General features: G+C 64.7%; 16 protein-coding genes and 1 pseudogene. 6 read left to right on the forward strand and 11 right to left on the reverse strand.

All coding sequences use genetic code 11. From position 1 onward, the window contains the following. Positions 1-142: 142 nt before the first annotated feature. Positions 143-868: an outer membrane protein gene (locus tag BJA_RS06105; protein ID WP_011084022.1), complete on the reverse strand. Its 726-nt coding sequence runs from the start codon at positions 866-868 to the stop codon at positions 143-145. 223 nt (positions 869-1,091) lie between these two features. After that, a complete protein-coding gene (locus tag BJA_RS06110) occupies positions 1,092-1,412 on the reverse strand; it encodes a hypothetical protein (RefSeq protein ID WP_011084023.1) in 321 nt (106 codons plus the stop codon). Between the two features lie 192 nt (positions 1,413-1,604). Between BJA_RS06110 and BJA_RS06115 the strand changes: the two genes are divergently transcribed. After that, positions 1,605-1,892: a hypothetical protein gene (locus BJA_RS06115; protein WP_038965297.1), complete on the forward strand. Its 288-nt coding sequence runs from the start codon at positions 1,605-1,607 to the stop codon at positions 1,890-1,892. Between the two features lie 19 nt (positions 1,893-1,911). Here BJA_RS06115 and BJA_RS06120 read toward each other — a convergent pair whose 3' ends face one another. From BJA_RS06120 to BJA_RS06145, 7 genes are all read right to left on the reverse strand, one after another. After that, positions 1,912-2,424 (reverse strand): PaaI family thioesterase, encoded by a 513-nt coding sequence (locus BJA_RS06120; protein ID WP_011084025.1) that lies wholly within the window; start codon positions 2,422-2,424, stop codon positions 1,912-1,914. Positions 2,425-2,494: 70 nt separating this feature from the next. Further along, positions 2,495-2,704, reverse strand: coding sequence for a hypothetical protein (locus BJA_RS06125; RefSeq protein WP_011084026.1), 210 nt, complete (start codon positions 2,702-2,704; stop codon positions 2,495-2,497). Further along, positions 2,701-2,874, reverse strand: coding sequence for a hypothetical protein (locus BJA_RS42180; RefSeq protein ID WP_165448135.1), 174 nt, complete (start codon positions 2,872-2,874; stop codon positions 2,701-2,703). Before BJA_RS42180 ends, BJA_RS06125 begins: the two co-directional genes overlap by 4 nt. Before the next feature lie 190 nt (positions 2,875-3,064). Continuing rightward, positions 3,065-4,684, reverse strand: a complete 1,620-nt coding sequence (locus BJA_RS06130) for an ABC transporter ATP-binding protein (RefSeq protein WP_038965309.1) — start codon at positions 4,682-4,684, stop codon at positions 3,065-3,067. Between the two features lie 2 nt (positions 4,685-4,686). After that, on the reverse strand, positions 4,687-5,526 hold the full coding sequence (locus BJA_RS06135; protein ID WP_028173684.1) for an ABC transporter permease: 840 nt from the start codon (positions 5,524-5,526) through the stop codon (positions 4,687-4,689). Next, positions 5,523-6,494 carry an ABC transporter permease gene (locus tag BJA_RS06140; protein WP_011084029.1) on the reverse strand — a complete coding sequence of 324 codons (972 nt, stop codon included), beginning with the start codon at positions 6,492-6,494 and terminating at the stop codon, positions 5,523-5,525. Before BJA_RS06140 ends, BJA_RS06135 begins: the two co-directional genes overlap by 4 nt. A 199-nt stretch (positions 6,495-6,693) precedes the next feature. Continuing rightward, positions 6,694-8,244: an ABC transporter substrate-binding protein gene (locus tag BJA_RS06145; RefSeq protein WP_011084030.1), complete on the reverse strand. Its 1,551-nt coding sequence runs from the start codon at positions 8,242-8,244 to the stop codon at positions 6,694-6,696. A 215-nt stretch (positions 8,245-8,459) separates the two neighbouring features. Between BJA_RS06145 and BJA_RS06150 the strand changes: the two genes are divergently transcribed. The 3 genes from BJA_RS06150 to BJA_RS06160 all read left to right on the forward strand — a co-directional run bounded on the left by BJA_RS06150 (position 8,460) and on the right by BJA_RS06160 (position 10,638). Next, positions 8,460-9,119: a TetR/AcrR family transcriptional regulator gene (locus BJA_RS06150; protein ID WP_011084031.1), complete on the forward strand. Its 660-nt coding sequence runs from the start codon at positions 8,460-8,462 to the stop codon at positions 9,117-9,119. Between the two features lie 254 nt (positions 9,120-9,373). After that, a complete protein-coding gene (locus tag BJA_RS06155; protein ID WP_011084032.1) occupies positions 9,374-10,036 on the forward strand; it encodes a DUF3313 domain-containing protein in 663 nt (220 codons plus the stop codon). 32 nt (positions 10,037-10,068) lie between these two features. After that, the gene (locus BJA_RS06160) at positions 10,069-10,638 is read left to right on the forward strand and encodes a DUF2147 domain-containing protein (protein WP_011084033.1); all 570 of its coding nucleotides are present in this window, start codon (positions 10,069-10,071) and stop codon (positions 10,636-10,638) included. Positions 10,639-10,641: 3 nt separating this feature from the next. Here the strand turns inward: BJA_RS06160 and BJA_RS06165 are convergent. Then, positions 10,642-10,954: pseudogene (locus BJA_RS06165) on the reverse strand (hypothetical protein). Between the two features lie 182 nt (positions 10,955-11,136). Here BJA_RS06165 and irr point away from each other — a divergent pair. Continuing rightward, on the forward strand, positions 11,137-11,616 hold the full coding sequence (gene irr / locus BJA_RS06170; RefSeq protein WP_028173678.1) for a Fur family transcriptional regulator Irr: 480 nt from the start codon (positions 11,137-11,139) through the stop codon (positions 11,614-11,616). A gap of 235 nt (positions 11,617-11,851) precedes the next feature. Here the strand turns inward: irr and BJA_RS06175 are convergent, their stop codons facing one another. Continuing rightward, the gene (locus BJA_RS06175) at positions 11,852-13,402 is read right to left on the reverse strand and encodes a winged helix-turn-helix domain-containing tetratricopeptide repeat protein (protein WP_011084035.1); all 1,551 of its coding nucleotides are present in this window, start codon (positions 13,400-13,402) and stop codon (positions 11,852-11,854) included. 133 nt (positions 13,403-13,535) lie between these two features. On the opposite strand from BJA_RS06175, the gene mddA reads away from it, so the two are divergent. Further along, positions 13,536-14,324, forward strand: coding sequence for a methanethiol S-methyltransferase (mddA, locus tag BJA_RS06180; RefSeq protein WP_028173676.1), 789 nt, complete (start codon positions 13,536-13,538; stop codon positions 14,322-14,324). The last annotated feature ends 96 nt before the right edge of the window (positions 14,325-14,420 follow it).

A 14,420-nucleotide genomic window follows, 5' to 3' on the forward strand; every position in this document is an offset into this window, starting at 1 on the left:
TCTGTTTTGTGGCGGGCAGTATCGGCGGGGCCGGTTAAAAAAATCGCAATTGGTGCAATTGCTTGCGCTGGTTCCGCAGGGCGAAAAAAGAAGGGCCGGCAACGGGGCCGGCCCTTCGTCAGGATAAGGTTTTGCTAACCGATCAGTAGCGCGCGACCGTCGAATTGGCCCAGTTGAAGCGATAGTTGACGCCCGCCTTGAAGGTGTGGTCGTCGGTGGTGAAGTTGCCGGTGCCCGCCAGCGGGCCCGCGGTGAAGTGCGCGTCGCCGAAATTGTAGTACTGGTACTCGGCCTTGGCCGACCAGTTCGGCGCGAACATGTATTCGAGGCCGGCGCCGACGGTGTAGCCGTTGCGATGATCGCCATCGATGATGAAGCCGGTCGGCACGCCGCCGACGGTGACCTTCTCGTTGTTGTCCGAATAGGCGTAGCCGCCCTTCACGTAGAGGAGGCCCGGACCCCAGGTGTAGCCGACGCGGCCGGTGATCGAGCCGAGGCCGCGCTGGTCGTTGGTGTAGGCGACGCCGCCCGGAAACACCGCGCCGACGCTGCCGGAGAGCCAGGAATACTGGCCTTCGACGCCGACCACGAAGTTCGGGTTGAACTGCCAGTCAGCACCGACCTGCACGCCGCCGAGGAAACGGCCGTTGCCGTTGTTGCCGGTGGAGAGGCCGTTGAAATTGTTGTCGCTGGAGAACGCGCCGCCGACATGGGCGCCGAGATAGAATCCCGTCCAGTTGTAGATCGGCGCGACATAGGCCGGCGCGGGCGCCTTGTAGTAGTTGCGGTTGCCGAGATCGGCGCCGACGGCCGGCGCAGCGGCGCCCACCACGAGCAGCGCGACGGTCGCAAACAGAATCTTCTTCATAGTCCAAACTCCAACACTTAGGTCCCCGGCAGGCGCGCTTTCCGCGCCGTCGTTGGTTTTGCAGATAGCTCGCTTTTGACGAAAATGCTGTCACATCCGTGGCACAGCGGCAGCCAACCTAACGTATTGGGCTGCAAATGATTTTCGTGCTTAATGGCGACTTAAGAAATGCTGAAGGAAGGTTTAACTTGGCGTCTTTCCGGTAACTTGCGTGCGGCTCTTGTTAACCAAGACGCCGCCGCGCTTCATCGCGCATCTGCGCGCGGAATGCCGCGCGCTTTGCCGGCCGGTCTTCCTCGCGTACGTCGTGGCGATCGAAGATGTCGAACTTCTCCAGGATCGGATAGCGCTCGCTCGCCATCGCGAGCACGCGCAGCACCTTGGTCGCCGACGGCGTCGGGCCGCTGACCTCCCAGCGCCGGATGGTGTCGGCGCCGCCGTTCTCCGGCAATCCGCACAGCCTGGCCATGTCGGCCGCGGTGAGCTTGCGCTCGAGGGCATCGGAAAGGTCGGCGCGGAGTTGCTTCAGTTCGGGGCCGGTCATGTCAATCGCGTTCAGGGGAGCTGCTTATGGCAATGCACTAGCGCTGATTCGGGTCCATCCGAAGGCAGCGAGCGCACGCCCCGCGCTCCGGTACCTTTGTGTGCGCACGGAGTTATGAACGGAGTGCCCATGGAAATCTTCCGGCGAATGAACAGATGACACAGCGGGGCCCTAGCGATGAAGGGATCAGCCATGACAACCGTCAAACTCGCCATTGCCGCGCTCATCACGACCGGACTGCTTGCCGTGCCGTTCGCGGCTGAGGCGAAGAAGCACCGGTCGAGCCGATATTACAGCACCAGTGTGGTGGCCCCGGCCTATGGCAGCGCCGGATTGCCGGCGACGCAGGGCAGGCCCGCTTACGGATCGTCCGGACAGACGGTCGGCACGGTCACGGCGCCGTCGATCGGAACGTACAACTGGCCGTCGGTCGGCGTGACCAATTCGGTCCCGACCTGGAGCAATACCAACCCGCGGTGATGAGCGATTGCATCGCCCGTCAGCTCTCCGCGCCGCCCTTCTCAATGCCGAACACAAGGCAGGTCGTCGTCGCGTGCGCGAGCAGCCGGCCCTTCGTATCGGTGATGCGCGCTTCGGCGGTCGCGACGCGGCGGCCGGCGTTCAGTACGCGGCCTTCGGTGCGGATCACGCCGCTGGCCTCGCTCATGCCGCGCACGAACGAAATCTTGAATTCCAGCGTCGTGTAGCCGGTCCCGCCGGGCAGGGTGGTCTGCACCGCCAGCCCCATTGCGGAATCCAGCAATATCGCGGCGTAGCCGCCATGGACCGAGCCGATCGGGTTGTAGTGACGCAGGCCCGGCACGCTGTGGATCACGACAATTCCAGGTTCGGCCCTGCAGTCGAACGGCTCGACCGTCTGCATGATCGGCGGTTCGGGCAATTCCCCGGAGAAGATCGCGCGGACAAAATCAAGCCCAGACATCGATGCCATCACGTCGATGGGCACGACACCGTATTCGATGGCCGGTTTGCCGACTTTGTCGTCCACCATCGAGCGCCTCCAGACCTTATGAAATGATATATATCATATAATAAGGGATGGAAAAGAGCCAGAAGGCGGCTCAGGCGCCCCGGCCGCCCTGTTGCCCGATCACGCAGCGCCATCCCGCGAGGCGCTCGGCCGGATGCTGGTTCATCCATTCGGCGAGCTGCGGCGCGCCCATCATGCAGGACTGCATCGAAACGTCAGCGAAGTCCGACGTGGTGACGATCTGCTCGTGACAATTGGCGGGAGAGGAGAGGCTGCAAAGCACGGCAATGATCTTGATCACGACAGATTTTCCACGTTGCCGCCGACGGCGCGCCCGATCGTGGTCGTGTCGTGCCGCTCGCTGACCGGATCAGCGGGCGGGAAGATACTGTCATAGATCGCGCGTGCCTCCTGGATGAGGCGCAATCGTTCGCGCTCGGATCTTGAGACAAATTGAATAACCTGGCCCATGTTTGGCTCCGAAGAGTTTGGCGACCATCATCAGATGATGGAAATCATTCCAAACCGATGTGGGGTGCGGCCCGGCGCTTTGAAGCTGTGCGGGCGGTCACGGGGAATAAAAAGCGCGTGACCGCGGCGTTGCGGCAGATGCGCTTCGATTCGGTCCAATCGTCCGGGGCCGAACCGGATACCGTTCGCCTCACGCCGCCGGCGCGCGCTCCTTCCGCCCCGGCACTGCCGCGAGCAGCTCGCGCGTATAGGCGTGCTCGGGCGCGGCGAACAGCTGCGCGGTTGGTTTCAGCTCGACGATCGCGCCGCGCTGCATCACCGCGATGCGGTCGCAGATCTGGGCGGCGACGCGCAGGTCGTGGGTGATGAACAGCATCGAGAGGCCAAGGCGCGTCTTGAGGTCTTCGAGCAGCCGCAGGACTTGCGCCTGCACAGAGACGTCGAGCGCGGAGACAGCCTCGTCGGCAACGATGATCTCGGGCTCGAGCGCGAGCGCGCGCGCGATGCCGATGCGCTGGCGCTGGCCGCCGGAGAATTCGTGCGGATAGCGTTCGAGCGCGCCGGCATCCAGGCCCACCATCTTCAGGAGATCGCGGGCGCGCTCGAAGGCGACCTTCGGATCGATGCCGGCCGCGATCGGGCCGTCGGCGATGATGTGGCCGATCTTGCGGCGCGGATTGAGCGAAGCGAACGGATCCTGGAAGATCATCTGGATGCGATGGCGCTCGGTGCGCAGCGCCTTGCCCGTGAGCGAGGTGAGATCGGTCTCGCCGATCCGCACCGTGCCGCGGTCGGCTTCGATCAGCCGCATCACGAGGCGCGCCACCGACGATTTGCCCGAGCCGGATTCGCCGACGAGGCCGAGCGTCTCGCCCTTGAGGATGTTGAAGTTGACCGCGCGCGCTGCGTCGACGCGGCGGTCCTCGCGAAACCAGCCGCCTGATGTGACGTAGGTCTTGTCCAGCCCGATCACCTCGACGGCCCTGGCCTGGTCGTCGAGGGGCTCGCGCGCCGGCGGATCCATCGACGGCACGGCCGCGAGCAGCGCCTTGGTGTAGTCGTGCTGCGGCTCGTTGAAGACGGTCGCCGCCGGGCCTTCCTCGACCACCTTGCCATGCCGGAGCACCACGACCTGGTCGGCAATGTCGGCGACCACGCCGAAATCATGGGTGATGAACATCACCGCCATGTTGCGATTGCGCTGGAGGTTGCGGATCAGTTTCAGGATCTGCGCCTGCGTGGTGACGTCGAGCGCGGTGGTCGGCTCGTCCGCGACCAGCACCGCCGGCTCGAGCGCGAGCGCCATCGCGATCATGGCGCGCTGGCGCTGGCCGCCGGAGAGCTGGTGCGGATAGGCGCGCACGATGCGCTCGGGGTCGGGCAGGCCGACCTCGCGTGCCAGCGCCAGCGCTCTTGCGCGCCGCTCCTTCGGCGTGAGCAGGCCGTGGGCCTCGAACATCTCGGCCATCTGGTCGCCGATCCGCATCAAGGGATTGAGCGCGGTCATCGGCTCCTGGAAGATCATCGCGAAGCGGCGGCCGCGCAGATCGCGCCAGCCGTCGTCATCCAGCTTGAGCAGGTCGCGGCCCTCGAACTGGATCTCGCCGGAAGTGACATTGACCGTATCCGGCAGCAGGCCCATCAGCGCATGCGCGCACATCGACTTGCCGGAGCCGGATTCGCCGACGACGCAGACGATCTTGCCGGGCCGAAGGTCGAGCGAGACGCCGTCGACGGCGAAGGCACGCTCGGCACCCTTGGGCAGTGCGATCTGCAGGTTCTTGATGGAGACGGCGGGCGGGGCGGTCATCATCAGCGTCCCTCCCGCGACAGGCGCGGATTGAGCGCGTCGTTGAGACCTTCGCCGATCAGGTTCAGCCCAAGCACCGAGATCAGGATGGCGACGCCGGGAAACACCGTGATCCACCAGGCCTGGCGGATCACGGTTCGGCCGGCGCCGACCATGTAGCCCCAGGAGATCAGATTGGGATCGCCGAGGCCGAGGAAGGCCAGCGAGGACTCCAGCAGGATCGCGGTCGCCACCATCAGCGAGGCCAGCACGATCACCGGCGACAGCGCATTGGGCAGGATCTCGCGCAGGATGATCCAGGTGTTGCTCTGGCCGGTGACCACCGCGGCCTGGACATATTCGCGCGTGCGCAGCGACAGCACCTCGCCGCGCACGAGGCGGGCGACCGGCGGCCAGCTCACCACCGCGATCGAGGCCACGATCGAATAGATCGAGGGCTGCAGGATCGCGACCAGCACGATCGCCAGCGCGAAGCTCGGAATGGTCTGGAAGAATTCGGTGAAGCGCATCAGGGCGTCGTCGACCTTGCCGCCGAAATAGCCGGCCATGGCGCCGATCGGCACGCCGACGACCAGCGCCACCAGCGTCGAGACGAGGCCGACCAGCAGCGACACGCGTGCGCCAAAGATCATGCCGGCGAACACGTCGCGGCCGAGCGCGTCGGTGCCGAGCGGCACGGCCCCGAGCGTGAACGGCGGCAGGAACGGCCGCTGTACCATGCGCCAGGGCGAGTTCGGGAACAGCATCGGTCCGAACACCGCGATTCCGATCGCAAGCAACAGGATGATGAGGCCGATGACGCCGCTCGGGCTCTTCAGCATCGATTTCCAGAACTGTTTCATGAGGCGAATTCGATGCGCGGATCGACCAGCCGATAGACCAGGTCGGTGATGAGGTTGAAGATCAGGACCATGGCGGAGCAGATCACGAACACGCCGAGCAGGAGGTTGTAGTCCCGCTGCAGCAGCGCGTCGTACATCAGGCGCCCGATGCCGGGCCAGGCGAACACGGTCTCGGTGATGACGGCGCCGCCGATCAGCGTGCCGGAATGCACGCCGGCGAGCGTCACGACGGGCAGCAGCGCGTTGCGCAGCACGTGGCGGCGCTGGATCACGGCGTCGGAGAGGCCCTTGGCGCGTGCAGTCTTGACGAAGTCGAGGCGCTTCACCTCCAACATCGAGGCGCGTGTCATGCGGGTATAAGTCGCCATGAAGAACAGGCCGAGCGTCATCGCCGGCATGATCAGGTGTTTTGCGACGTCGACCGCGTGGGCAAGGCCGGTGAGGTTGGCGCCGACCGTCTCGTAGCCGAAGCTCGGCAGCCAATCGAAGGTGACCGAGAACAGGAGGATACCCATCAGCGCCACCCAGAAGATCGGCATGGCGTAGAAGATCAGGGCGAACACGGTGATGCCGGTGTCGAGAAAGGTTCCGGCAAAGCGCGCCGCAAAGCTGCCGAACAGGACGCCGAGCATCAGCGAGATCGCGAAGGCGGTCAGCGTCAGCAACAGGGTCGCCGGCAGCCGTTCGAGGATCAGCTTCGACACCGGCGCCTGCTGGCGGAAGGAGAAGCCGAGGTCGAGGGTGACGACGCCCTTGACGTAGATGAACAGCTGCTCGGGCAGCGGCTTGTCGAGGCCGAACTTTTCCCGGAGCTGCTTGACGAAGATCTGGTCGCTGGCGCCGGCCTCGCCCGCCATCACGACCGCGGGATCGCCGGGCGCAAGCCGGATCAGGAAGAAATTGAGGACGACGATCGCGAGCAGGACGATCACGCCCTTCACGACACGCTGAGCGACGAAGGAGAGCATATCTATAACGCAGTGAGATTGAGGTGCGTGTCACCGCGATCACGGTGCACTCCCTCTCCCGCTTGCGGGGGAGGGCAGGGGAGGGGGTGCTTCCGCGGAGGGATTGCCAAGAGGAGAGAACCCTCACCCGCTACGCTCTTCGAGCGTAGCGACCTCTCCCGCAAGCGGGAGAGGTAAGGGGAGTTCGGAGCGCCTGCCATCACTTGTCGAGCCATGCGTCCTTGAAGCCGTCATTGACGCCGATGCCGGTGGTGATCAGGTTCTTGACCTTGCAGCGCATGATGGTCGGGAATTGCAGCTCGAGCATCCAGGCCACCGGCACGTCCTCGACCAGGATCTTCTGCGCCTTCTCGTAGATCTCCTTGCGCTTGGAATCCGGGGTCGCGACGGCGCCATCGGCGAACAGCTTGTCGATCTCCGGGTTGGAGTAGCCCTCGACATTGTTGAACACCTGGCCCTTGGCGATGGCGCTGGAGACGTAGTTGCGCCCGACGCCGAGGGCCGGATCGCCGTACTGGTAGAGATAGGTGAAGGCGATGTCGTAGTCCCAGTCGCCGATCTTCTGGTTGCCGCCGGCAACGTCGGTGGCGATGGTCTCGATGTTCATGCCGACGTCCTGGAGGTTCTGCTTCACGGCTTCACCCCAGCGCTGCCAGGTCTCGCCATAGGCGAGCGGCAACAGGCGGATCTTCTCGCCCTTGTAGCCGGCTTCCTTCAGCAGCGCCTTGGCCTTGGCCGGATCGTACGGATATTTCGGCACGTCGTCGGTGTAGTATTTGATGGTCGAGGCGGACGGGCCGGTCGCGACCTTGCCGAGCCCGTTCCAGATCACGTCCTTGGCGAAATCGCGGTCGATCGCAAACATGATCGCCTGCCGCACCCGCTTGTCCGCGAGCGGGCCCTGGCGGTTGTTCAGCCACAGCCAGGCCAGCGGCGAGAAGAACTCCCAGCCGGCGCCGGTGACGCAGGTGTCCTTCAGCTTGGACAGCCGCGGCACGTCGAAATTCTCGACCGAGCCGCCGGGCAGCACGTCGACCTTGCCGGTCTCGTACGCCACCGAGCGCGCGGCGGCGTCGGGAATGACCTGCCAGTAGATCTCGTCGAGATAGGGTTTGCCCTTTTCGTGGTAGTTCGGGTTCTTGACCAGGCGGATGAACGAGCCCTTCTGCCACTCCTTGAACATGAAGGGGCCGGTGCCGACCGGGGCGTTGTTGTAGGGGTTGGTCTTCCAGTCGGTGCCGTCATAGAGATGCTTCGGCACCATCGGCATCGAGCCGACCTCGAAGATACCGAGGAACGGGCCGAACGGCTGCTTCAGCGTGAACACCACCGTGTAATCGTCGGGCGCCTCGACCTTGTCGACCTGCCCGAGGTTGTTGCGGGCGCGCGCGTGGGTCTGCTTCAGCATCTCGATCGAGAACAGCACGTCGGCGGCGGTGAAGGGCTTGCCGTCATGCCAGGTGACGCCCTTCTTGAGCTTGAAGGTGTAGGTCTTGGCGTCCTCGCTCACGGTCCAGCTCTCGGCGAGTTCCGGCTGCGGCTCGAGCTTGGGGCTGTAGCGCAGCAGGCCCTCGAAGATGTTGCCGGACACCATCTGGACCGGGCCGTTCTGGACCATCGCAAGCATCAGGCCGGGCGGCTCGGGCTGGATCACGGCATTGATCACACCCCCCGTTTTCGGCTCTTGCGCCAGTGCCGAGGCCGTGAGGCCGCAAGCCAGGAGGAGACCAAGCAACACTCGTTTTGGCATGTCGTATCTTTCTCAAGCGAGGCCAGCCGTAGACGCTTCGCACGTCATGGCGCGCAAAGCTACGGCCGGCCCATCCCAGTCCCCATCCGGTATCGAGGCTCACATAGTCCCATTCGGCGCCGCAAGATGAAAGTCTCGACAGTGTTCGCACAAAAAATGTACAGCGCGTCCTGTTTTCACTTGATTCATTATCCTGTCGTGGAGACAAGTCGGCCATGGACAATGCCACGCGCTCCGAACGGTCCCGCAACGCTGCGCTCGAAGCGGCCATCGCCATCATCGCGCGCGACGGGCCGGGCCGGTTGACGCTCGATGCCATCGCCCGCGAGAGCGGCCTCAGCAAGGGCGGCGTGATGCATCAGTTCCGCACCAAGGAGGCGGTGCTGAAGGCGTTGCTCGAGCGGCAGATGGCGCATTTCGAAGAGTTCTCGATCCGCTATATGGCAAAGGTGAGCGGGACCTCGGCAAATCCCAATCTGGCGACCCAGCTCGCCACGATCCGGGAAGCGGCGACCTCGCCGAATTCTGCCGCGCTGGCCCTGGTTGCGGCCATGGTCGAAAATCCCGACCTGATGGCGCTGCCGCGCGAACTCGAAATGAAGAGGATGGCGGCGATCAAGGAAGAAGCCGCCGATCCCGACCTCGCGATGCTGCGCTGGGCCGGGGCGCTCGGGCTGCTGCTGAGCTCGCTATTCGGCATGTCTCCGCTCAGCAAGGACGAGCACCAGCGACTGTTCGCGCGCCTGCTCGACGACGCACAGTGGACCGGCCTCGGACAGCCCGCCACGACACGCACCAAGTCCGCGGCCAAGTCCACGGCCAAGTCCGGAACGCCATCGGCGGCAAAGGCCCCGACCCCGCGCAAGCGCGCCTGATTCACCGTTAACGAATTCCGACCGGCGCCTGCCCAAATCCGCGCCTGCGGCCAAATGTGCCACCGCGTCATTTCCGTGCTTTACAAACCAACTGGTCGGTTTTATAAACGGAAGCACTGAGACGGCCCAAGGCGTCTGAAATGGCCCCGGACGATGCCTTGGGCCGGCAATGGTGAGCGCCGCAGCCGCGTCTGGTCCCAAAACGCGGCTGCGGTCCCCATCGCCTTTGCTGAAAGCCGCTAGAGGAGTCTGGAATGGATCGCTCGATCGCCCTGCGCGGTCTGGGAACGCTGGTGCTTTGCGCGGCCGCGGCCGGCTGCGCCTCGGTCGCGCCCGTGCCCTATTCGGAGATGGCGTCGTCGGCCTACATGGCCCCGGACAAGTCGGACGCCTCCGGCCGCGTGCCCTACCGCTATTCCACGCCGGTCGACTGGCGCGCATATAATAAAGTGATCCTGGATCCCGTCGTGCTCTACCGCGGCAAGGATCATCAGTTCGGCGACATGTCCGACAAGGACAAGGCAACGCTCGCCGCCTACATGCAGAACTCCTTCGCCGAGCGGCTGCGCGGCCGTTTCGCGCTGGTGCGCGAGCGCGGACCGAACACGTTGCGGATCAGGCTGACGCTCACCGGCGCCGTCACCAACACGCCGGTGCTCGGCACGCTCTCGCGCTTCGACCTCGCCGGTGCCGTCTACAACGGCGTGCAGGCCGCGCGCGACGGCGAGGGGACGATGACCGGCTCGGTCGTCTATGGCGTCGAGATCTTCGACGCCGCCACCTCGCGCCTGCTCTCTGCCTACGTCACCAAGCAATACCCGGGCGCCTACGACATCAAGGCCAGCGTCGGCGCGCTCGCGGCCGCCACCGCCGGCCTCGACAAGGGCGCCGACGCGCTGATGGCGCAACTGAACTGACGCGGCAACCCGCGCAACGAAAGGCATCGCAGATGGACATTCTTCTTCGCTTCGTGCTGCGCGTCGCGATCACCGTCGTGATGATGATCATCGGCGGCCGCGCCGGTGCTGCCGCGCCCACCGATCCCAGCGGCACCTGGTTGGTCGAGGACGGCCGCGCCCGCATCCGGCTCGAACGCTGCGGTCCGTCGCGCGAGCGCATCTGCGGCTTCATCGTCTGGATGAAGGAGCCGGCCGACAAGCGCGGCCAGCCCTATCGCGACAAGGAGAATCCTGATGCGGACAAGCGCGCCCGCGCGCTGCTCGGCCACCAGCTCATCATGGGCTTGCAGGCGACGCCCGAGGGACGGTTTGCCGGCGACATCTACAATGCGGAGGACGGCAAGTTCTATTCGGTCTCGCTGTGGCGCGAATCCGCCGATCGCCTGAAGCTGAAAGGCTGCCTCATAAAATTCCTGTGCCAGACCCAGACCTGGCAGCAGACCCTCGACGTGCTGCCCGGCCAGCTCGTCGGCCTGACCGGCGATCTCAACGGCCCGCGCGCCGACAAGGAATGGGCGGCCGTGCCGGCACCGAAGCCGATCCAGGTGAAAACGAAATAGCCTTCAGGGCGTCCGCAGCGCCCGTCGCAACTCGTCGAGCGCGTCTGCGAGCTGTTCGCGGTGCGCGATGTCGTCCTTGGGGAGTGCGGCGACGTTGCCGGCGAGCTCCCGCAGGATGCCGGCGAGCAGCCCGAAATTGATGTGCAGATGCACCGATTTGCGCTCATCGGCCGCGCCCGGATGTTGCAGCACGAGCGCAACGCCGCTCCCGTCGAGCCGCGCCTCGAAGCGCGATGAATGCTCGAAGGTGCCGACATAGAACTTGTCGGGATAATTCGAGCGCGACCTCTGCCTTGTCGGGAACCGGCCTGGACATGTGAGCCTCATCGATATCGCTGCATTGTGACCGGGAATAGACCGGGCCGCCTTGCGATAGGTCAGAGGCGACCGCTTCCGGATTTGATCCGGATCAAAGCCAAGCCGCCGCTTCTGCGATCGAATGGCAACTGGCCGGACGCCGCGTTGCGTGCCCTGGTTCTTTCAGCCGTGAGACGATCGATGGACATGCAGGCCACGAATACCCCCGCGCGCGACGACAGCGGACCTGATGTCGCCCTACCGGAGCCGGATCAGGGCGTGCAGCGCTGTCTGCAATTGCTTGTTGATGCGGGCCTCCGGCCAACGCGCCAGCGCCTGGCGCTCGGCCAGTTGCTGTTCCTGCGCAGCCATCGTCATGTGACCGCCGAGGGGCTTTATGAAGAGGCGCTGGCGGCGAACGCATACCTGTCGCTCGCGACCGTCTACAATACGTTGAATCAGTTCACCGAAGCCGGCCTGTTGCGCCGGATCGCGGCCGACGGCATCAAGTCTTTCTTCGATACCGACACATCCGTGCATCCGCACTTCTACCTCGAAGGCGAGGATGTGCTGGTCGACGTCGCCGATGGCCTCGCCTTCACCAGGATTCCCGAGGCGCTTCCCGGCCACGAGATCGCGCGGCTCGACGTCATCGTCCATCTGCGCCGGAAGCGCGTGTAGCGCCGCCGCGCTCTTACCTTCCCCTGGAGGGGCCTCACCGCACGCCTCGTCCTTCGATACGACCGCTTCCAGCGGCCTCCTCAGGATGAGGCTAGGCAGCACCGTGCCCGTTGGAACTGCTGCCGCGAATTCCGTCCTCATCCTGGGGAGCCCGCCAGGCGGGCGTCTCGAAGGATGGCCGCAGGAACCGCTCTCAAATGCTATTCCCCTGCCGTTCAAGGGAAGGCAAGAGGTGTCACCGCAACCCCGCCCGGCGGAATCCTTCCAGATAGTGCTCGCGATCGGCGTCACTGGCCCATGGCAGTTGCGTCGCGATCCAGTGCAGCGAGATGCCCGGCTGGGTGCGGCGGAGCTCGCCCAGCGCCATCTCGGCAAGCATCCCGTCGCCGGTCATGCCGGCGGAGACGGCGAGCACGCGATAGGCGCCGGTGAGGTCGCCGCGATGGCGGATCGCCTCGCGCGCGAGCGCGATGGCCTCGTCATAGCGCCGCTCGGTGAAGCGCGCATAGCCGGCGATACCGTGATAGATCGCCAGCGACGGGTCGCGCGGTGAGAGCCGGATCGCCCTCTGCGCCGCCTCGAACGAGTCCTTCGATCGCCCGGCATAGGACAGCGCCAGCGCGTAATAGCCCTGCGCCAGCGAGAAGTTCGGATTGAGCGCGAGCGCCTGCTCGAACTCGGACAGCGCGTCCGCAAGCCTGCGCGTCGAGAAGTAGACGCTGCCGAGCCCGGTATGCGCCCAGGCGTCCTCATGATCGCAGCGCACCGCGGCCAGCGCGGCGGCTTCCGCTATTGGCGCCACCCTGGCCAGTTCGACCCAGCCGAGATGCGCGCCGAACATGTGGTTCGCCGCCAGCACCGACAGCGCCTGGCCGTAATTCGGATCGATCCCGATCGCGCGCTCGAGCAGCGCCTGTGCGGCCTCGTGATCCTGCCGCGTCACGCGCCAGTAGTGCGACAGCGCGCGCATCAACAGATCCCAGGCGTCGAGGCTCGCGGGCGGCTTGCGATGGCTGCGAAAATTCTCCGCTGCGTGGATCTGCGGCTCGATCGCCGCGACGATCGCGTTGGTGATCTCGTCCTGCACGGCGAAGACGTTGACGAGCTCGCGGTCATAGCGCTCGGCCCAGAGATGGCTGCCTGACGCCGCGTCGTTGAGCTGGGCGGTGATGCGCACCCGCTTGTCCGCCTTGCGCACGCTGCCTTCGACGATGTAGCGGACGCCGAGCTCCTCGGCGATCTGCCTGATGTGGACCGCGCGTCCCTTGTAGATGAAGGACGAGTTGCGGGCGATCACCATGAACCAGCGCTGCTTCGACAGGGCAGTGAGAATGTCCTCGCTGATCCCGTCACCGAAATAGTCCTGCTCGGGATCGCCGCTCATGTTCTCGAAGGCGAGCACCGCGATCGCCGGGCGGTCCGCAACAGTGCGTGCTGGGGCCGCGGCGGGTTCCGCAGGCGCCAGTGTGACTGCCACATCTTCCCGGACCTCGCCAATGAACCGAAAGCCCTTGCGCGGGATCGTCTTGATCAGCCGCTGAGTCGCGCCGTCGTCGCCGAGCGCCTTGCGCGCGGCATTGATCCGGCTGTTCAGGGCGGAATCCGAGACGATCCGGTCACTCCAGATCTGGCTGATCAGGTCATCCTTGCTGACCACTCGGGCCCGCTGCGCGACGAGGTAGAGCAGCAGATCGAACACCTGGGGCTGCAACGGCACGGCGACCCCGGCGCAGGTCAGTTCGCGCAGGTCGCCGTCGAGCACGTTGTTTTCAAAGCAAAATCGCACGTTTCTGTCGTCTCAAGCAAAAATCAAAGTCGTCTCAGGCGAAAATCAACCGTCCGCAAAAGCCATGGAACGTCCGATCCGGCATGGTGCGAAGACCAAACAGTGCCGATGCCTCGGCACAACGGAGCTTTCCATGTCCCAAATTGATCACCAGGTTCATTCGATCGGCCCGGAGGTTACGGGCTCTCGCATTTTCAAGTTCATCGCCTTTCTGTACGGAATTGCGGCGTATCTCGTGTTTTTCGTCACCATTCTCTACGCTATCGGCTTCGTGATGGGGCTGGTGGTGCCGAAGACCATCGACACCGGAACCGACACGTCGACGGCTGAGGCCGTCATCATCAACCTGCTCCTGATGGCGCTGTTCGCCGTCCAGCACAGCGTGATGGCGCGCCAGCGCTTCAAGACGTGGTGGACGCAGTTCGTCTCCAAACCGATCGAGCGCAGCACCTATGTGTTGTTCGCGAGTCTGTCATTGCTGCTCCTGTTCTGGCAGTGGCGTCCGCTGCCGACCGTCATATGGGAGGTCGAGGACCCGGATCTCGCCGTGACGCTGGTCACGGTGTCCTTCGCTGGCTGGGTGCTGGTGTTCACCTCGACCTTCATCATCAACCATTTCGAATTGTTCGGATTGCATCAGGTGACCAACCATCTCGTCGGCAAGGAAGCGACGCCGCCGCGTTTCAAGACGCCGCTGCTCTACAAGTTTGTCCGTCATCCGATCTATCTCGGCTTCATCGTCGCGTTCTGGGCGGCTCCGGTCATGACCGCGGGACATCTGCTGTTTGCGGCCGTGACCACGATCTACATCTTCGTCGGCATCGCGCTGGAGGAGCGCGACCTCATTGATCTCTTCGGCGACGAATACCGGCAGTACAAACAACGCGTGTCGATGCTTATTCCCTGGCGCCGGTCAGTTTAGTTTTCGCGCTCTGCACGCGCGTCCGCCGAAAGGAGGACGCGCGGCGGCGCCGAGGCGCGTATCGGACCTTGCCGGACTCTAGCCTTCAACGTCCCT

Source organism: Bradyrhizobium diazoefficiens USDA 110 (assembly GCF_000011365.1).
GTDB lineage: Bacteria > Pseudomonadota > Alphaproteobacteria > Rhizobiales > Xanthobacteraceae > Bradyrhizobium > Bradyrhizobium diazoefficiens.

Coding starts and splice junctions, on each gene's coding strand:
- BJA_RS06105 (WP_011084022.1), bottom strand. CDS start 868: ATGAAGAAGATTCTGTTTGCGACCGTCGCGCTGCTCGTGGTGGGCGCC.
- BJA_RS06110 (WP_011084023.1), bottom strand. CDS start 1,412: ATGACCGGCCCCGAACTGAAGCAACTCCGCGCCGACCTTTCCGATGCC.
- BJA_RS06115 (WP_038965297.1), top strand. CDS start 1,605: ATGACAACCGTCAAACTCGCCATTGCCGCGCTCATCACGACCGGACTG.
- BJA_RS06120 (WP_011084025.1), bottom strand. CDS start 2,424: ATGGTGGACGACAAAGTCGGCAAACCGGCCATCGAATACGGTGTCGTG.
- BJA_RS42180 (WP_165448135.1), bottom strand. CDS start 2,874: ATGGGCCAGGTTATTCAATTTGTCTCAAGATCCGAGCGCGAACGATTG.
- BJA_RS06130 (WP_038965309.1), bottom strand. CDS start 4,684: ATGACCGCCCCGCCCGCCGTCTCCATCAAGAACCTGCAGATCGCACTG.
- BJA_RS06135 (WP_028173684.1), bottom strand. CDS start 5,526: ATGAAACAGTTCTGGAAATCGATGCTGAAGAGCCCGAGCGGCGTCATC.
- BJA_RS06140 (WP_011084029.1), bottom strand. CDS start 6,494: ATGCTCTCCTTCGTCGCTCAGCGTGTCGTGAAGGGCGTGATCGTCCTG.
- BJA_RS06145 (WP_011084030.1), bottom strand. CDS start 8,244: ATGCCAAAACGAGTGTTGCTTGGTCTCCTCCTGGCTTGCGGCCTCACG.
- BJA_RS06150 (WP_011084031.1), top strand. CDS start 8,460: ATGGACAATGCCACGCGCTCCGAACGGTCCCGCAACGCTGCGCTCGAA.
- BJA_RS06155 (WP_011084032.1), top strand. CDS start 9,374: ATGGATCGCTCGATCGCCCTGCGCGGTCTGGGAACGCTGGTGCTTTGC.
- BJA_RS06160 (WP_011084033.1), top strand. CDS start 10,069: ATGGACATTCTTCTTCGCTTCGTGCTGCGCGTCGCGATCACCGTCGTG.
- irr (WP_028173678.1), top strand. CDS start 11,137: ATGGACATGCAGGCCACGAATACCCCCGCGCGCGACGACAGCGGACCT.
- mddA (WP_028173676.1), top strand. CDS start 13,536: ATGTCCCAAATTGATCACCAGGTTCATTCGATCGGCCCGGAGGTTACG.